14 protein-coding genes and 1 pseudogene are annotated in these 18399 nt (G+C 57.0%); 7 read left to right on the top strand and 8 right to left on the bottom strand.

Features of this window, described 5'->3' with window-relative positions:
- Positions 1 to 25: 25 nt before the first annotated feature.
- The 6 genes from ACYVOC_RS07295 to ACYVOC_RS07270 all read left to right on the top strand — a co-directional run bounded on the left by ACYVOC_RS07295 (position 26) and on the right by ACYVOC_RS07270 (position 6630).
- Positions 26 to 1000 (top strand): DUF932 domain-containing protein, encoded by a 975-nt coding sequence (locus ACYVOC_RS07295; protein WP_461161330.1) that lies wholly within the window; start codon positions 26 to 28, stop codon positions 998 to 1000.
- A 142-nt stretch (positions 1001 to 1142) separates the two neighbouring features.
- Positions 1143 to 2171 (top strand): YqaJ viral recombinase family nuclease, encoded by a 1029-nt coding sequence (locus tag ACYVOC_RS07290; RefSeq protein ID WP_461161329.1) that lies wholly within the window; start codon positions 1143 to 1145, stop codon positions 2169 to 2171.
- Positions 2172 to 2280: 109 nt separating this feature from the next.
- On the top strand, positions 2281 to 3309 hold the full coding sequence (locus ACYVOC_RS07285) for a recombination directionality factor (RefSeq protein ID WP_461161328.1): 1029 nt from the start codon (positions 2281 to 2283) through the stop codon (positions 3307 to 3309).
- Positions 3310 to 3685: 376 nt separating this feature from the next.
- Entirely contained in the window at positions 3686 to 4198 is a 513-nt protein-coding gene (locus tag ACYVOC_RS07280) for a hypothetical protein (RefSeq protein ID WP_461161327.1), read from the top strand.
- Between the two features lie 234 nt (positions 4199 to 4432).
- Positions 4433 to 5719 carry a hypothetical protein gene (locus tag ACYVOC_RS07275; RefSeq protein ID WP_461161326.1) on the top strand — a complete coding sequence of 429 codons (1287 nt, stop codon included), beginning with the start codon at positions 4433 to 4435 and terminating at the stop codon, positions 5717 to 5719.
- A 122-nt stretch (positions 5720 to 5841) separates the two neighbouring features.
- Complete coding sequence (locus ACYVOC_RS07270) at positions 5842 to 6630, top strand: hypothetical protein (RefSeq protein ID WP_461161325.1); 789 nt, start codon at positions 5842 to 5844, stop codon at positions 6628 to 6630.
- A 450-nt stretch (positions 6631 to 7080) separates the two neighbouring features.
- Here the strand turns inward: ACYVOC_RS07270 and ACYVOC_RS07265 are convergent, their stop codons facing one another.
- Positions 7081 to 7620, bottom strand: a complete 540-nt coding sequence (locus tag ACYVOC_RS07265) for an SHOCT domain-containing protein (protein WP_461161324.1) — start codon at positions 7618 to 7620, stop codon at positions 7081 to 7083.
- 159 nt (positions 7621 to 7779) lie between these two features.
- On the opposite strand from ACYVOC_RS07265, the gene ACYVOC_RS07260 reads away from it, so the two are divergent.
- Positions 7780 to 8043 (top strand): helix-turn-helix domain-containing protein, encoded by a 264-nt coding sequence (locus ACYVOC_RS07260; protein ID WP_461161323.1) that lies wholly within the window; start codon positions 7780 to 7782, stop codon positions 8041 to 8043.
- Between the two features lie 91 nt (positions 8044 to 8134).
- On the opposite strand, the gene ACYVOC_RS07255 is transcribed toward ACYVOC_RS07260, so the two are convergent.
- The 7 genes and pseudogenes from ACYVOC_RS07255 to ACYVOC_RS07225 form a co-directional block, all read right to left on the bottom strand.
- Entirely contained in the window at positions 8135 to 9250 is a 1116-nt protein-coding gene (locus tag ACYVOC_RS07255) for a hypothetical protein (protein WP_461161322.1), read from the bottom strand.
- A complete protein-coding gene (locus ACYVOC_RS07250; RefSeq protein WP_461161321.1) occupies positions 9247 to 10389 on the bottom strand; it encodes an RES family NAD+ phosphorylase in 1143 nt (380 codons plus the stop codon). The genes ACYVOC_RS07255 and ACYVOC_RS07250 overlap by 4 nt, the downstream gene beginning before the upstream one ends.
- A 269-nt stretch (positions 10390 to 10658) precedes the next feature.
- On the bottom strand, positions 10659 to 12629 hold the full coding sequence (locus ACYVOC_RS07245; protein WP_461161320.1) for an AAA family ATPase: 1971 nt from the start codon (positions 12627 to 12629) through the stop codon (positions 10659 to 10661).
- A 52-nt stretch (positions 12630 to 12681) separates the two neighbouring features.
- Positions 12682 to 15825 (bottom strand): type I restriction endonuclease subunit R, encoded by a 3144-nt coding sequence (locus tag ACYVOC_RS07240; RefSeq protein WP_461161319.1) that lies wholly within the window; start codon positions 15823 to 15825, stop codon positions 12682 to 12684.
- A 28-nt stretch (positions 15826 to 15853) separates the two neighbouring features.
- Positions 15854 to 16720: a GIY-YIG nuclease family protein gene (locus ACYVOC_RS07235; RefSeq protein ID WP_461161318.1), complete on the bottom strand. Its 867-nt coding sequence runs from the start codon at positions 16718 to 16720 to the stop codon at positions 15854 to 15856.
- A complete protein-coding gene (locus ACYVOC_RS07230; RefSeq protein WP_461161317.1) occupies positions 16717 to 18072 on the bottom strand; it encodes a restriction endonuclease subunit S in 1356 nt (451 codons plus the stop codon). The genes ACYVOC_RS07235 and ACYVOC_RS07230 overlap by 4 nt, the downstream gene beginning before the upstream one ends.
- A pseudogene (locus ACYVOC_RS07225) lies at positions 18069 to 18399 on the bottom strand (SAM-dependent DNA methyltransferase); the annotation flags it as partial. The pseudogene ACYVOC_RS07225 and the gene ACYVOC_RS07230, both read right to left, overlap by 4 nt.

Here is an 18399-nt window from a genome sequence, read left to right as displayed (position 1 = left end):
CAATCTCCATTTCGAAAGCCTCCTCATGTCCCACCTCATCGAAACCATGGCCCATGTCGGCCAGACCCCTTGGCACCAACTGGGCAATGCCCTGCCCAAGAAGCAATCCATCGACGTCTGGGCACAGGCCGCTGGCATGCAATGGCACATCCGGGAGACCCCCGTGCGCTACCTCGCCACGGACGACAGCTCGAACCTCTACGGCGAAGCCATGGAGTTCCCCGACCAGAAGGTGCTGTACCGCAGCGATACCAAGGCCCCCTTGTCTGTGGTGTCAGGCCGCTACCAAGTGGTCCAGCCCAAGGAAGTGCTGGAGTTCTACCGGGATCTCACGGAGGTCTCGGGCTACGAACTGGAAACCGCCGGTGTCCTCAAGGCCGGACGCAAGTTCTGGGCGCTGGCTCGCACTGGCAAGACCTCGGCCCTCAAGGGCAACGATGTGGTCAACGGCTATCTGCTGCTAGCCACCTCCTGCGACGGCAGTCTGGCCACCACTGCCACGCCCACCACGATACGGGTGGTCTGCAACAACACCCTGTCGATTGCCCTCAGTGGTGCCACCAGCGCCATCAAGGTGCCCCACAGCACAACCTTCGATGCCCAGGCGGTGAAGAAGCAATTGGGCATCGCAGTCTCCCAGTGGGACAGCTTCATGTACCGCATGAAGACGCTCTCGGAGCGCAAGGTCAAGAGCCACGAGTCCATGAACTATTTCCTCAAGGTGCTGTGCCAGACGGATGCCCATGCCGACCAGGCCATGGGCCTCACCAACGAGCGCGCCCTCAAGAAGGTGCAGGCGATGTACGAAGGCCAAGGCCGGGGCGCTGAACTGCAAGCGGCCAAGGGCACGGCCTGGGGCTTGCTGTGCGCCGTTACCGAATTCGTGGACCACGAGCGGCGCGCTCGAAGCCAGGAATACCGGCTCGACAGTGCTTGGTTCGGCCAGGGTGCCGCGCTCAAGCAACGTGCGCTGGAGCAGGCGCTGCAGTTGGCATCGTGAATGCCAGGTTCAACGGTCCAAAGCGCTGAAGCACAAGAGCCTTCCTTCCATTCTTTCCACCCCTTCCGCAGCAAAGCCCCGGCCCTTGAATGGGACCGGGGCTTTTTGTTGTGCGGGAGTTTCCATACCTCAAGGAGTCACCATGTCTCAACCTTCTGTTCATACGGATTCCGTTTCTGCACCGTCTTCCTCGGCAACCACCAAGGCCCGACCTGCTTTGAAGCTGGTCAAGACCAACACCCTCAAGCGCGACGATTGGCTGAAGGTACGCAAAGGCGGTATTGGCAGTTCCGATGCCGCCGCTGCCGTGGGCCTGCACCCCTACAAGTCCCAGCTGCAGCTATGGATGGAGAAGACCGGGCGTGATGCCGGTCTGCCGGTGGTCGATCCCAACGACGACCAGAGCCCGATGTACTGGGGCACGCTGCTCGAACCCATCGTGGCGGCGCACTACACCCGGCGCACGGGCAATCGGGTGCGGCGCGTCAATGCGGTACTGCAGCACCCTGAACATCCCTGGATGCTCGCGAACCTCGACCGCGAGGTCATGGGGGCTCCGGATGTTCAGATCCTGGAATGCAAGACGGCAGGCATTAACGGGGCCAGGCTGTGGCGCGATGGCGTGCCCGAGTATGTGCACCTGCAGGTCATGCACCAGTTGGCCGTGACCGGCAAGCAGGCCGCCGATGTGGCCGTGCTCATGGGCGGGCAGGAACTGCAGGTGTTCAGGATCGAACGGGACGCCGAGATGATCGCCCAGCTCATCCAGTTGGAGCAGCAGTTCTGGGGCTATGTGGAGCGGGACCAGGAGCCTCCGGCCGACGGATCCGACTCTGCGGACCTCGCCCTGCGTTGTCTCTATCCCCGCGACAGTGGCACCACGCTGGATCTCTCGACCGACCTGGAGATGTCGGGGGTGTTTTCTGACCTGCTGGCAGTGCGGGGCGTCATCACCACCCAGACCGCATTGGAAGCCCAACTCAAGCAACGCATTCAGCAGCGCATGGGCGAAGCCACGCGGGCGGTCTTTGACACAGGGGAAGTGTCCTGGAAGCGCAGCAAGGACGGAACTGCCCTGGACACCGTTCAGTTGCTCAGCGATCGGCCGGAGCTGGCACAGGCCTACCCACTCACCAAGCCGGGCAGTCGGCGGTTTCTGGTGCAGCAGTAGTTGGGTGAGGCAGGCACCAGAGCCCGCACCCCATATCCATCAACCACTCACAGCGGACCTCCACCAGATCGGTGCGGGTCCGCTTCTTTTTGTCCCGAAAGGAATCACCATGCTCAAAGGTTTGGCATTGACACCCCCGGTCATAGGCCGGATATCGATTGGCAAAGTCGTGGAGAAGAACGGCAAGCGCTTGCCGGAGAAGGATGACGAATTCACCATCACCAGCCAGGTACAGAACCGCGATGGCTGGGTGAACCATCCGCTCGATGAAGAGTTGCGCAAGGATAAGAACACCAAGCTGCGCAGTATTCCGGTGCGCCTGCTGTTTGACGATCCGGACCTGAGCCTGCGGGCGAACTACACGATGTTCGACCGGGCCACCGGGCGGCCCCTGTGTGTGGGCAATGGGGAGACCTGCAAGCGGGCCACCCTGTCCGGGATGCAGAGCTTCGCATGCCCGTCACCTCAGGCATGCCCCTTGGCCGAAGGCGGCAACTGCAAGCCCTATGGACGCTTGAATGTGCGTATCGATGTGGAGGGAACGGGGCGTGATGAACTGGGCAGCTTTGTGCTGCGCACCACCGGGTTCAACAGCATCCGCACGCTCTCGGCCCGGCTGCGCTACTTCCATGCGCTGTCGGGTGGCTTGTTGTCCACCTTGCCACTGGAGCTGCGTTTGCGCGGGAAATCCACCACGTTGTCGCACCGCACGCCGATCTACTACGTAGACCTGACGCTCAGGGCGGAGACCACGCTGGCGCAGGCCATCGCCAGTGCCCGGACGGAATGGGAGGCTCGCAAGGCTGCGGGGATGGACCAGGCGGCGCTGGATGAAGCGGCCAGGGCCGGGTTTGCGCTTGGGGAGTTTGAGGAATCCGAAGAGGACGGGGCCGCTGTGGTCGAGGAGTTTTATCCGGACACGGAAGGGAGCTCAGGAGACAGACTGGACCAGGCCCCTCAAGGTGCCGGGCACATGCTGTCGGAGCCACAGAGCGCACGACAGAGGCAATCTGGACCACACCGCAACCTTGGCCACAAGCTGGGGGAACGGCTGAAGGCCCAGGGTATGGCGCCCACTGGTAGCGGGGCTCGCTCGGGATCGATTGTGGATGCGGGGGTGGGCCATGGCAGCGGCTAACAAAGCAGAGAGGTGGCACGCCAGTCGCCCTGCATCGTTGGTGCAGGTGTACACGGCGGGGCTGCGGTGGGAGACCGCGCCGATGGTCATGGCGTGGCCCCCGTTGCAGCATGCTGTGTCCAACACGGCCTTGCACCGTTTGCCGCTGAAATGCCCTTTGGAAGAACCGCTAGGAGATCACCACACTCTCTGGTCTACGCTGTGGCAGGCAGCATGTCTGCTGCGCCCAGATGTCTCTCCGGCCCAGTGGCGACCACGGGTGCGGCGTTTGGCACAGGTGGCGAGTGCACTGATCCAAGCTGGGGAGAAGAACATTGCCGCGACGGGGCATAGTGAGGGCGCACAGGCCACTATGCGACGGCAATTGGACGACCGAATGGCAGAGTGGGTTCGTCGCCTGCTGCCGTCGTCCAGGATGCAAACGGCAGAGTCGGTTCATCGAGAAGTTTCTGTTCTGGAGCGTACGGAGCTGGATCTCAATGCGATGGAGGACTGCCGCAAGGAAGGTGGCGTCACGCTGCTGGCTTGGCGGCGCCGAAGGGATTCCGTGTTCAAGCCGAAGGTTGAACCCAGTGGAACAAATGGACGTCCCGAACAGGAACCCTGGCAATGGCGTGTGGTGGCCGGGCTTGAGGGATTGGAAGGCTCGGGAGACAGTGGCAACCGGGCGAGGCCAGAGGGGCGATTCCAGCCACAGTCGGTGCTGCTGCTGCCTCAGGAGGTGGAGGCGGTATGGGGATGTGGGTATGGGATGCGGTTGGATCCGGCTGCATCCTTGGATACCCCCTCACCAGTGCCAGGCAACCACCGGCAGTTGCGCAGCCTCTATGGCAGTTGGACGGCTGTGGAGGAGGTGCGGGTGCTGATGCTCAGGCCGAGCCCGGGATGACGGGGTTGAAGACCCGGAGAACCATCGTCTTACATGACCATCCCAGGCCTTGGCTGGGGGTGGTCTTTTTTCTTTCCGAACTTGCAGCGCCTCAGCCGCCCGCATCGGCGATGAAGTAGTCGATCTTCACGGGTTGGACGCTTGCGGAGGCTTGGGATTCTCTCTGTTCCATGATTGAGCGCGGGACCTAAACATCACCGATGGCAACGCATAAACTTCTCGTCAACCTGAACAATGTTTGTTTCTGCGGTGGGAGGGACCTTGCTACATCTGCAACATCCGGACATCTACGCCTTGGTCGCCCAAATGCCAGTGGGTGTCTTGGCTTTCAAAGTGGGCGATCAATCGATCCTAGTGATCAAGGCGTCGGCAAGGGCTCTGCTTTCCGCCAAATCGCACGCGGGGCTCAAGCTGTACTTCGCACCTGTGCAGTGTGATGGCGTGTCCACCTACTGCCTCCTCACTGCCTTCCCCGATGGCACGAACACGCCCAATCTGGTGTGGACGCCTTTATATGAAGACGATGCAGCGAGGGTACTGCTTGATGTATTGTCCGAGCCACGCTTCGATTTGTACCTTCTGGACGAGAAAAACCGCCCTTGGCTTACCGCAGTTGCCGGCGCCCTTGAGATTAAGAAGATTCAGGGTTTTCTTAGCAAACTTCGCCTACCACCGAAGAGCCTGTCTAGGACGACGGTCTCAAATGTCATTGACCAGGCCCGTAACTGGTTCTCACATAGTGGGTCACGCGAAGATCGCCGCGCCTTCGAGATCGCCATTCATGAGTTACTGCACCCCAGCGACTTGGTGATGCTCCACGTCGGCATTAAGAACCAGTTTTATGGCGAGCACGTGCGGCACGCAACACTGGAGTACTCGCATCCAGGCGATCGACAAGAGCCGGATCTCGCGGAGGAAATCGCCAAGCTTTTTGGCGGTGAAAAGGTCTTCTTGAACCCTTTGAAGCTGCCCAATATGGAGGAATTAAGCGACACCCTCGCTACGGGGAGGTTGGCGAATTATTTCTTCGAGTTCAAGTCCAGCCCAAACACGGAGACCGTTGCACAAAGGGATATCCAAAGGCTTCGGACGACTCTCGTTCAGCATGTTGATCGTGCACTCAGACAAACTCAGAGGTGCATGGATTACGTGCTGGAGGGCGAGAATTTTGCCATCGCACTTAAGGCAGACCGCAAGTTCCATGCGTCTGTTCCTCAGAAGGACAGGAATGCGATTTTTGTGATCGTTACTCATGAAACGATAGCAGACGACCTTGGTAGATATGCTTCTGCGATCCTTCCATTGGCAACCGGTGCGAGGAAGATCATCTGTCATTTGGCAGAGACAGATCTCTATCGGTATCTGCATTTTTGCAGTCGCGAAGAGGACTTTTTTGACCTACTGGTGCAGGACTTCGGATACATGCTGCAGACGCGCAAGGTGTACGACCAGCAGCATCCTGTGCTTCTTCGATTGGAAGAGCATATACGCCGCCGTGAGCAGGAGCGAGAGGATATATAAGGCGGCGCCATTTCATCGAACGCGCGATAGCGTTGATTCCTTCACGGAATGGCTGGCAACCCGCCTTTGCGAATCAGCGGGGCGCCTATGATGGACGTTACAAACTGTATCCCCGCCGAAACATGCGCTTTTCTCGATCCCCAGTTCTAGCCGCCTGCCTTCTCTTCACTGTCGGATTTGCCGACGCCGGGCTCACTTCTACAGCAGTTTTGCACCGTGGTGGTGGCAAGATCATCTTCGAGATATACGACGAGCCCGCGCGCCTGCAGGAGTGCACCGGCCGCAACGACATGGCCGCCATTGCCCGTGCTGAAAAGGACGGCAAGGAAATGCCCTACGGAGCCGGATGCTGGAGTGCCGGTATGGATGGCTTCGTCATTTTCAAGATCAAGAGCTTTGATGATGGCATTGTGCGCACGAGCCGCGTCCACAACTCGGAGTTCAAGTCAGTGGGCGACTCACAGCCCCCAGCAGCGACCAATTCTCCAACAGGCTTCACGCCTTGGGAGTTCAGCAAGGTCAAAACCAATCGCGGCACGCCGGTATGCGCACTCTCGGCGGCTGACAACGTGAAGCGAAGCGCACGCAACATTGCGATTAAGGCCATGGCTAACCGCGATCACCTGACCATCACCCTGTACGACACGCGCTGGAAGTACAAGCCCGAAAGTAAGCACAAGGCCACGATCGACTTTGACGACAAGAAGCCCCTGCAGATTGAAGCCTATGGCGATGGTCCGATTCTTGATGCTGAATTGCCAGTGGCAGTCACAGCGATTTTTCTGGGACTAATGGCAGACAAACAGACCTTGCGGGTATCAGCGCCCGGCGCAGGGCTTGTGTCAGTGGGGCTCGCGGGGATCTCCGGGCCTCTGCAGCAGTTTGTGGATTGCACGCGAGCAATCAAGTAGGCGGCTCCACCGGAATGGTTGAGCCGCCTGTGCTCAGGTGGCTTTTCACTACGACTACGTCAATCAAGTCAAGAGGCTCGCTCTAAGGACGACCCGACGCCATCTCGAACAAAGTGAGCCTGGGCCTGTGCCTGGGCCTGGGCCTGGGCTGGCGCCGCAGCTACCACGCCATTTACCGGTGCCATGCTCGCCACGCACTTCTGGGGATGCACGGGTTTCGTTGGGGCATGGTCATGCGCGTCGCACGATCTTTGAGGAACGGCGTGACCCAGTAGAGACTATTTTCGTAGGTAGAACACGTAGTACACCAGGGGGGCGAACGGGTTCGAGAAGATCAGGATCAGAAAGCCGATGGGTTTCTTTTTGACGACGCAGTGACCGAAACAGATCAGCCAGAGCAGTACGTAAACGGGGATTAAGAGCAGCAGGAGAGCTTTCATCGAGAGACTTTCAGATTTGGGCCACCAGGACCTGACGCTTTTGGGTGTATTCCGCCTCTGTCAGGAGGCCTTCGTCGAAGAGTTCTTTCAGTTCCCGCAGCAACTCTTTGGCGCGTTGAGAAGGGCTGGAATTCGACGCATGCCGTTTGACGGTGTCCACGATGGCGATCAGCATTTCTGCGAAGAGTGCGACGTTGGAGCTCTTGGGCACGTTGGACCTGAAGACATACGTGCCGTTGATCGTCACCACGCTTTCCAGTCGGCCACCTTGAAACTGTAGATCCTTGATGTCTCTGAGGAGCAAATGGAAAGGCGTTTCCATGATGTTGTGCGCATGCAGGGCTGATCGGGTCAGCAGCAGGCCGTCCTTCGCATTGCCAAAGACGGTGTTGTCGATCAACGCCAGCACATCGTCCACGCCGTCATTGCCACCGAACTCGGAGACGGCGTTTGTCAGCTTCTTGGGTGGGATGTGCGGAGAGAAGAGGATCTTGTCGTCGTTGATGCTGGACCGGTAGGTCGCGAGGATTTCTTGGATTTCTTCTTCCATTGCGTTGCTCACAGTTCGATGCTGCGTTTTGTCGATGCAGGAACCGCGTGTTTGACGCACATTCAGCCCCTCCCAAGCTCTGCTTCTTGCTGACTTGCTGAGTCCATATGTGAAGCAAACACCGTAGATGCAAATTTATAAGAAAAGCATCCTTGCTCGGTGTTCGCCAAGCCCCAAGCACCCACTTCGCTGCCCGATCCCTCCAATCTTCGGGACGTGCTGGCGTATTGGATGCGCCTAAAGCGAGTGGAAAAAGGGTGGTCGCAAGAGCGGCTTGCGATGGAGTGCGAGTTGGATCGCACCTATGTGTCAGCTGTGGAGCGCTCGCGTTGGAACGTGTCGCTGTCCAACATCGAGCGCTTTGCGCAGGCGCTGGATGTGGAGCCTTGGATGTTGCTCAAGCCACCGAAAGGGAGCGAGTGAGCGGAGTCGAATGGGCTTAACGCTGCTCGCGTCACGCGATTGCGCTGCGGCAATAGAGGCGCTAGTTCAAGTGATGGCAGACCGGCAAATCCTAGGTCATTGTCAGGACACGGAGGGTCTTGGTGGTGGGCCGGTATTCAAGAGCAACGGTCACCCGTTCAGGATCGCCAAGTTCACGAGGAAACTCCAACATGATGTTGAAGAAGCTGCCTCGATAGCCAGCCGATGAATCGGTTGCTTGCACGTCGCGCCAATCCAAGCTGTAAAGATAGCTCGACCTCATCTTGGACTTGATGGCTTGTTCCAACTCTGGCTTGGTCAAGGTATTAAGTCCTGCCAGAGCCAGTTTGCCATCCTTTGCCGTGGTTAGATATGTGAACTTCGCATCCTCAATGTAGACGTTGAAGTCACCGAAGTCGGCCACCTCTTTTGACATCGCACGAACGGCAATCTCAAGATCGCCATCAGTCTCCTGCAGCAGCAGCTGCTCGGGCTTGTAGGCGAGAAAAATGCCGAAGTACATGAGCTGAATGCTACGGATTTTGAGTCCCAAGGCCGTGTAGTCATGTAAGTGCAGATTGCAATTCTCGGTGTTGGGTCGGTCATCCTCGTGACCAAGGATCATGATGTTCTTGTGCCTGAGGCCGAAGTTCATCAGGTACATGGTCACAAAAGTCTTGGTCAGGCTGGCATAAGTACAAGGCACATAGCCAAGGTAGCCCGAGTGATCCTTCAAACGTTCATGCATACCTGCCAGAGTTGCCGCAGAGAGGTTGTTGACATACACGACAAAGCAGAAGGTCGGGTGCTGGAAGGCCAAGTCTTTGACGATGACGGCTTTCTCCTTTAGCAACTTGCGCGCGAACTGATCACGGTCGTCCCCGATTAACTCGCCGCCAAGAACACTGTGGGTAGTGCCAGCGGGTAGAAGCTTGAAGACGGCATCGGCCGCATCGACACCAGCAATCCGATTGGGATTGCAGCGGTGCTCATCAAACAGGAACGCCGCCTCGTGCTTACCAGTCTGGGGGGTCAAGGCATTTCTCAGTTCGTCGTAGTTGATGCCCTTGGCTCTGAGGATGCCCAAGAAGTCATAATGAATCCGTTGGATCTCTACAAAGGTGGTGGTGTCCGTCCATTTGTAGTGCTCCCTGATTGACCCCAAGAGCAAGTTGCCACGTGCGTTGAGCGTGTGAATGCGACTCATCGTGGCGGCAATCCAAGACGACTGCGGGTCTGATCACTCATGAAGAGCCCGTAAATATCATCGTACTCGGTGGCGTCCGTCTTTATGGCTGTGACCTGGTGGAAACGAAGCGACTTGTCTACGAAGGCCAGTTTTTCGTCCTCGCGGAACTTGGGCTGTTTGCCCTCCGCTTGGAAATGCTCTTCGCTAATGACACTAGCTTCAGGGAACAGAACGACGTTGGTTCCAATCTCCGCCGTCTGCACGGAAGGAAATACTAGGCCGTCAACCTGCTTGCCGAACTCAAGTCGCAGATACTCGAAGAGCACTTGCGTTGACAAGTAGCTCAGATCGTCGTTGCGACCTCGAGGCTTAGACATCTTCTTCACCAGCGACTTCATGAATGTCTTCAGGTGGAGGGCTTCGCGGTAGCCTTTATTGAAGATAGTCAGTTTGATGGGCTCGACGAAATCCAGCTTCGTGAGGTCCAACAGGACCAGCTCTGTGGTCGGTGTCATAGCCCCGCTAACCACGTTGTCCCCCGTGATGGAGCGAATCTCGCTTAGGCATGTTTCCCTGTCCAAAGCAAAGTAGAGGGCTGAAATTCCGCTGGGGGTCATCCGCTGGCTGCTGGCCTTGTCCTTCGGAGTAGGGCCGAGTTCCGAGTGCGGACTCGCTGCGATCTTCTTGGCTGCATCGTAGGTCTGTGCCGTCCTGGCCCTGTAAAGCGGATTCCCCCTGGGGATGATGCGAGTGACTTCAGGCTTTAGCTTCTTGTCAGCATCCGTCAGCAAGCTGAAGACGGAATCGAGAAAGCCCTTGGCTCCGGGGTTGAAGAATCGGTGCGTGTGCCTGATGCTGGCGACGAACTTCTCCCACTCCGCCTCGTAGAGGTTCAACTCAAGGCTTCCGTCGTCGTAGTAGTAGTGCCTTTCGCGGCCATCGTCGGTCTTCAGGTACGGCTTTGGAAGATAGGCCATAAGATCATCGAAGTAGACCTCTTTCGCAAGTTCGAACCACTCGGCCAAAACGATATCGATACTATCTAGACTAATTTGGTCGTACCCGCATTCGTAGATCAGACCCAACTCGTAGTGGGTCAGGTCTTCTTCGGTAGCAACGTTCTCGTCAACTAGTTCTAGGATATGGTCGAAAAACACATGGCGGTGCGTGGCGAGATCTACCTTTCCGCAATACAAGCACTGGCCCAGTGCCCCTCGGTTGGAGACGAAATTCTTGAGAACTCGTGGCGTGACACATCCTGAGCAAATCATCCTGACCCCTGTCCGTTGGCGGGCTACGCACATTTCTGCATTCCCCAACGCCAACGCTCGGCTTGGATTCGCTGCATGGGAAGAGGGCGTAAAAAAATGAGGAATTGGTGAAATTTGACTGTAAGACTCAAGCTAACTTCATCACAACTCACTGATTACACAAGCAGAGCATTAAAAGTCGCGAAAATTTTCTCTGCCCTCTCCAGAGTAGCCAAGACGGCAGGAGAGTCTTGATCTAAAACTTGCGGATTGTCGAGCAGCCAGCGAGCAGGGCCAAAGTGATCAAATTCCGGTACTTCCGGTGGCATCAACTTGAAGAGAGCTTCTGCCTTCTTCACTATTCGCTCGGTCTCCGCCGCAGCTGCGAGTTCATCTTTGGAGACTTCTTTACCGACTGGCGGCTTGTAGGCGCCATTGAGAATTTCGGCAAACAACTCGGGATCGAAGATGTCCTCCACATCGGCCTCTTGCTGGCCAACGAAGTCTGCCGCAGTGAAAAAGCGGCCCGCCTTCAGAATCTGTTCTCTTTTGACGGCCTCGATTTTTTTCTTTTCCGCGTTGGCCACATCCGACAGAACCGCGATGTCGATGTGATTGCCGCCGAACAGCCGGACGAAGGGGGCAATCTTGTCGATTCCTCCAGAAGGACACAGTGTCCAGCGGCGGTCAATACCCTCGCGGTTTCTTTTTCGTAGCGCCTGGGAAAGCGTTTGAAGGTACAGGATGTCTGATGGGCCTTCGACAAGCCAAGTGTGTGAGCCGATAAACATCGACTGCGTGACCTCATAGCCTAGAGCGCCTTGCAAGGGGAACAGGGTGTCATCGCTGACTTCAAGGACATCGGAGTGAATTTTCGTGCCTTTGAGCTCCGGTCTGCCAGTTCGCTGGTTGTACAGGATGACATCCTCTACGATGCGCACATCACCCAATCGATCCATCGGAACCATGAAAGGCGAATGGGTCGTGAAGATGACCTGATGATCCGGCAGCAGCCTTTCAACGATGTAGCGCAGTAGGTCTCCTTGCGCCTTGCCATGAAGTGTCAGACCGGGTTCGTCCAGCAAGATGATGGCGTTGTTCTCTGTCTTTTTAAGTTGCTTGAATTGAGCCAAAAAGGAGAAGAACCACACGAACCCTGCGCTGCGCTCTGACAGCGGCAATGTTGCCTTGTGATTGGTATTTCGTATGCGTATGTCTGCGACCACTCCTGTATTGAACGGGGGTTGATCGCTGGGTTTTCCGGAGTCGATCTCAATGACCACCTCCAACGCATTGTTCTGGCTCCAGAACTGAAAAATCTCCTCTGTGATCTCGTTGCTTGCCGCCTCGCACTTGGCCTTTAACGCCTCTCGCCGATCAGCACCGATAAGCTCTTCCAGCGTCGTCCCCGCGTATTCCAAGAAGGACAAGAAGATTTTGTCGCCGACGGTAACCTTGTTGTGTTGCCTGTCCTGCTGGAGCTGATTGAGCGATACGATCCCAGACATCCGCTCGAAATGCGATGTGAAAAAGAATCGTGGCTGCCTAGCTTCCAAGATGTCGATGATGCCTTGTACGAAGCGCGACTCGCGCACCTTTTTAAGGTCTTCTAGAAGAGCGGACTGCTTGGCTGTTGGCTCTGCCAGTCCAGAAAGTGCCTTTGTCGCCTCCTGACCATTTGCAACGTTGTGGAGAATGTTCCTTTCGGTAGCGTCCAGGGCGTGTTTGTTGACTAGATGCTCCAGACACTTAGCATCATCGACGTCGATCTTCCATTGCCGCTTCTCGTCGTCGTAGCGAAATCCGTAGTGGACTTCAAAACTATCGCTCTTCAATGCTCCAGGCCCGAAGCGTCTCTCCACTGCCAAGATGTCACCAGGATCGAGCTTCCACCATGTCCTAATGACTTCTGCTTCGCCATCCGGGTGTCGTTCGTCAAAGCGAGTAGAAAAGCGGCGCGGATAATCGATGGTCTCATCAATATCGAATGACTGTGATTTTGATGGCCTCAACCCACGAAGTGCGCTCAGGATGGCTGTTTTTCCCGCCTCGTTCTTGCCGACGAGGCAAGTGAGATCTCCTATTTCGAACGTACCGCTGTCCTCGACTGATCGATAGTTTTGAACGCGCGCTTTAACCAGTTTCATCGCTGTCCTCCTCAACTATTTTCGGATGATTCTCGAATTCATCGAGCTTGACTTAGGGTGTACCACGCTCCCTCAGTGCCTCATACAACCCCGCAGGCCCAAGCAAAACATCCTTGAGCCCCGTTCGAACACGATCTGACCCAAGTGCCTGTTTGCTCATGGTTCCGTGGGCTGCCAGTGCGTCCATGATGGCGTTCATGATCTCGCTGGCCAGATCGGGTGAGTTCGCAAACTGTTCCTTGGTGTTGTTCATGGCCTGCTGGTGCAGCAGGTCAGATTCGAGCAACTTGCCCTTGAGGACGTTGTTCACATAGACGAGTTTGTCGTCGTCCGTGAGTTCACCCTCGAACAGATCATTCACCTTGGACAGGATTTCAGAGAGCTTCACCTTCAGGGGCTCCTGCACCTCGCCGCCGCCTGTGTCCGTCAGCGGCTTGAGCTTCGTATCGGTATCGCTTTCCTCATCCAGCGGGAGATCGCGCTTGCCAAGCTCTTTGAGCTTGTGGTGGGTGAGGACGACCTTGGATAAGTCAACTCCTTCGCGCTCGCGGCCAAAATCCAGCAGTGGCAGTAGGCGTTTGAAGAAGATGGCTCGCTTCTCTATAGCAGTGTTGCCATAGTCAAACATTTGGCTGAGGAACGCGTATACGCGCACGAAGGTTCCGAGGTCACGCTTGAACAGGGTCAGGGCGTTGAGCTCATCTTTGGCTGCCTTGGCCTCTGCACTGCCGGGTTTCTTGGACTCTTCAGTGACGAAAGTCTGATGCGCTGCCTTGTACCGCTTGAGCAGTCTGTCCGCCACAGGCTCGATGGCTGCGACCAACATCGATTGCGACGCGTTAGGGTTGAGCTCCACGACAGCCACGCGGTCCACCTCATATTCATCGTAGTGCCCACTGCCGTCCAATTTGGCGCGCAAGTCGTAGATCAAATGAGGGTCGGTGACGCCTGCCAACTCAGCTGTTTCGTAGTACGTCTGAAACGCAGCAAGAACTTCATCTGGGTCGTTGACGAAATCGAGGATGTAGGTCGTGTCTTTGAGCCCATGGGGGCCGTTGTAGGCGCGATTCAACCTGCTCAACGTTTGCACCGCCTGGATGCCCGCCAAACGCTTGTCCACGTACATACCGCATAGCAGCGGCTGGTCAAACCCCGTCTGGAATTTGTTCGCGACGAGCAGGATCTGGTATTCGTCTGCGGCGAAGGCATCGCGGATATCCCGCCCCTTGAGATTGGGGTTGAGTTTGGCACTGACTTCGGTGACAGGATCGGGCGAGCATTCCGGGTCGTTGACCTCGCCAGAGAAGGCAACCAACGAGTCGAGTTTGTAGCCGTAGTCGTTGATGTACCTGTCAATTGCCAGCTTCCAGCGCACAGCTTCAACGCGACTGCCCACCACCACCATCGCTTTGGCATTTCCATTCAGGAGAGGCTGTACGTTTTCACGAAAATGCTCCACTACAACCGCCACCTTCTGGCTGACGTTGTAGGGGTGCAGACGTACCCAGCGCATGAGTCCTTTCATGGCCTCGTTGCGCTCTACGGATTTTTCATCCCATTCTTGACCATTGTGGGCGAGCTTGAAAGCCAGCTTGTAGGGGGTGTAGTTCTTGAGCACGTCCAGGATGAAGCCCTCCTCGATGGCCTGGCGCATCGAATAGACGTGAAACGCAGCAGGTAGATTGCCCTGGCCTGCGGGCTGATCTGGATTCGGTCTGCGTCCAAACAACTCCAGGGTCTTCGCCTTGGGAGTGGCGGTAAAAGCCACATAGGTGATGCCTGCATCCTGCCCAGCTCGTGCCGCCATCTGGATCGCCAGCAGGTCTTCCGTACTGACTTCTCCACCATCAGCCAGGTCCTTGAGCTCCTCCGAGCTCAGGAGCTGTTTGAGCTTGGACGCCGCCTCGCCAGTCTGGCTGCTGTGCGCTTCATCGGCGATGACGGCGAAGCGCTTACCTTGGGTTGCTGCCAGTTCCTGTACCGCCTTGAGCGCAAACGGGAAGGTCTGGATGGTGCAGACCACAATCTTCTTGCTACCCGACAGGGCGGCAGCCAGTTCGCCACTTTTGCTGGCGCTCTCTCCCTTGATGGTGGCGACCACGCCAGCCGTCCGCTCGAAATCAAAAATGGCCTCTTGTAACTGGGCGTCTAGCACGTTGCGGTCACTGACCACCAGCACCGTGCTGAATACCTTGTTGTTCTGGGCGTCGTGCAGATCCGCCAGGAAGTGGGCTGTCCAGGCGATGGAATTGGTCTTGCCCGAGCCCGCGCTGTGCTGGATCAGGTACTTCTGACCCGGCCCTTCAGCGATCACGGCTCGAACCAATGCCCGTGTCGCATCGAGTTGGTGGAAGCGTGGGAACAGAATGGCTTTGATCTTTTTCTTGGCATCCCGTTGGGTCACAAGGTAGCGCCCCAGAATCTCCAGCCAACTATCTCGCTGCCACACCTGCTCCCACAAGTACGCCGTGCGGTGACCCCGGGGGTTGGCCGGATTGCCCGCACCACCTTGGTCTCCGAGGTTGAAGGGCAGGAAATAGGTGGCAGGCCCTTGCAGCTTGGTGGTCATCATCACCGTGCGGTTGCTGACCGCAAAGTGCACCAATGCGCCACGTGGGAAGTCCAGCAAAGGTTCTGTGGTGTTCTTGCCTTTGGGCTTGGGAAGGCGGTCAAAGCGGTACTGGTCTACAGCCGCATTGATGTCCTGCGTAAAGTCGGTTTTGAGCTCCGCCGTGGCCACAGGAATGCCGTTCAGGAACAGCACCAGGTCAATGATGTCGTCGTGGTTGGTGCGGCACTGGCGCACCACGCGAAGGCGGTTGGCTGCATAGCGGGACTGCAAATCGGGGTTCATCGCCAGCGCAGGCTTGAACTGGGCGAGCTTCAGGGGGACTTTGAGACCCAGCATATCGATACCCACCCGCAGCACTTCCAGGGTGCCCCGTTCGTCCAAGGCCTTGCGCAGGCGGTCGAGCAGCATGGCTTCCGCAGAGGCGCCATGGGTCTTGGAAAGAGCGTCCCAAGCAGCGGGCTGTGTGGCTTGAAGCCAAGACAGCAAGTCGGCGGGGAAGAGGGCGCGAGGGGTGTCGTAGCCACTGGCATCGCCGTCACTGCCTGGCGCTCCATACAGCCAACCATTGGCGGCCAAGTGATTGCAAATATCGAGCTCGAACTGAATTTCGTTGTGCAGTGCCATCCCTTACCCTCAGCCGCTTTCGTTGTTCTCAGGTGCCTATCGCTTGGCGCTTCAAGGCGTCCAAGGTTTTTCCGTCTTTGTCCTTCCAGACATTCCAGCCATTGGCCGTCGTACCGAGCAGCGCCACCGCCGCCATGCTGGGAGATCGAAACAGGTGATTCTTGGTGAAGACCACAGCATCGCCGTTCACACTGAGCGTGCCGTTGGCCACCAGTTTGTCTCTAAAGCTTGCGTTGCTCGTGCCTGCGATGGACTGCATGTTCTCTTTGCGTCCCACCGATCCAGCCAAGACCACGAATCCCTCTTGCGTGTACAGGCCACGGCCATCCACTCCACTGACCGTACAAAAGAGATAGTCTTGTGGTGGCGTATCTTGGGGTGCCTGCGCGACAGGGTCAAACATTGGATGACCCAGGGTTGCTAACAGGGTCCGAGCCGTCTCAAACACTTCAAGGCAATCGGCTTCCATGGGGGCGGGGGTGTGCGGGCGCGATCCCCCGTTTCCATTGAGATCCGTGTACCGTTTCACTTTCCTAATGGTCTGCAGGCTGCACCATTCCAGAAACAGTCCGTGTGTTTGTGTCAGGGACTTAGTGCGAGAGATGAGCACCAAAGCGCGCTCCCAGAACGGTTTGTCCGCGTCGTGCTTGGCAAGGCGCTTTCGTAGATCGCCTGTCTGGCCTACATACACGTTCAGCTCTGTTCCGTCGTCCGACTCGCCTACGAGGAAGTAGACCGCGACTTCATTGCTCTCCGGCATCTCCAAGAAGTCCGAGAGCAGCTTTCGAGGTACGTCGATGACCTGGACGATGCGCGTGGTGATTTCTGCGACTCGGATGCCTGTGGGGCTGCCGCCTGGGAGGAATATCTGGATGGTCTTGGGCGTGGTGCTCATACGGCTTCCAATGGTGCCAGGCTACGCACGTCGATTTGGCCGGTGACGGCGGCGGAGATCAGGGCGGTGCGGCGTTCTTGCAGCAAGCTGGCGGCAATTTCTGATTCAGCGATCAATCCACCAAACAGCGCGAGCCTCATCTTCACCTCGTTCACGATGGCGATTTGCTCGGATATCGGTGGAATGGGAATGATAAATTTGTTAATTTGGTCAGGGCTGATGTGTGGAACGCTCACACCTGTCGTTTCGGGTGAAAAGTGCGCGACAAACATCTCAGATGACAGCAAGTAGTGCAGGTAGTCTGCGTTGAGCTTGTCGCCTACTTTCAGCGACGCAACGCGCTGAAGAAGCAATGACGGCAAATCTTCTGCTGTTACCTTTGCGACCCGCATTCCCTCGCCGATCAATGGGCGATCCATTCCGATGACAAGGTCTCCCTCGGACATCTCGTATTCATCAAGCCCGTCGCCCTCCAATCGTTGCCAGTACACGGTGTCATCCCATTTAAGTCGTGAAACACCGACATTCGCACCGCGGAGCAAGCGGTGATTTGAATCATCTTCTGTAAATCCGCTTGAAGGGAATGGAAATCCAGAGAGGATTCGCATATAGAAACCGCATTTGCCAACACTCCAATGCTCTGGCACCTCCCCCAGCCACTCCACGCCCGAGTCCTTCATCGGCGCGTTCGGGTCTAGCCCTTTGGTCACGGCGTGGGAGATGACGGCCTGGCGCTTTTCCTGCAGCAAGGCGATCAGCTTTTCCTGCTCGGCCACCAGCGCGTCGATCTGGGCGGTTTCGCGGTCGAGGAAGGTGGCGATTCCAATCTGTTCTGATTGCGTCGGAAAAGGGACCGGAACGGCTGCAACCTTCTCAGCCGTGAAGTGCGCAATCGTGGATTTATTGCAGAGCACATCAACGTACCCTTTGCCCTTGATTGTGGACATCCAGTAGTAGAGAAACCGAGTGGAACCTTCCTGAATCGCTCGAACACGGTTCACTGAATTTTGGAACGAGCAATTGGCAATTTCCTCACCCCATAGGCATGACCTGCCTACATCCCCCCCCTCGCTCACCAGAAGATCGCCAAGCTGAAGTGCTAGTTGCGACCGATCACGCGGCGATAGCCACATCTGCTTGATGTCTGAAACGTCAACTCCAGCCCATTGAATATTTGCCGCCCGTAAGTACGGTAGCAACTCATCTTCAGGGTCACTTGAATCTGGCTGCAGCATCTTTCCGAGCGTCACTGAGAATTCGCGCTTCAACGGCGCAACCATCCAATGCGCCGGCACCTCCCCCAGCCACTCCACCCCACTATCCTTGTACTCAGGGTATCTCGGAAAGCTCATGCCGACAGCCCCTTGATCATGTCCAGGATGCGGTCGGTAGTTGTTTTTAGTTCGGCGTCTATCTCGGCCAGCGGGCGCGGTGGCTTGAAGACGTAGAAGTGCCGATTGAACGGAATTTCGTAGCCCACCTTGGTCTTCTCGGCGTCAATCCAGGCGTCAGGCGCATGGGGCAGCACCTCGCGTTTGAAATACTCGCACACGTCTTCGGTGTAGGGCACGTTCTCGGTGTCACGCAGCGCGCTATCGGGCTGGGGCTTGCCCTTTTGCTTGCCCTTGATACCCAGCACCACGTTACCTGCTTCATCGCGCAGTGGGCGCTCGACGGTG

The sequence above is a fragment of the Simplicispira piscis genome, from assembly GCF_054783455.1.
The sequence above is the reverse complement of the archived record's forward strand: the minus strand, read 5'-3'. Positions and strand labels throughout refer to the sequence as shown.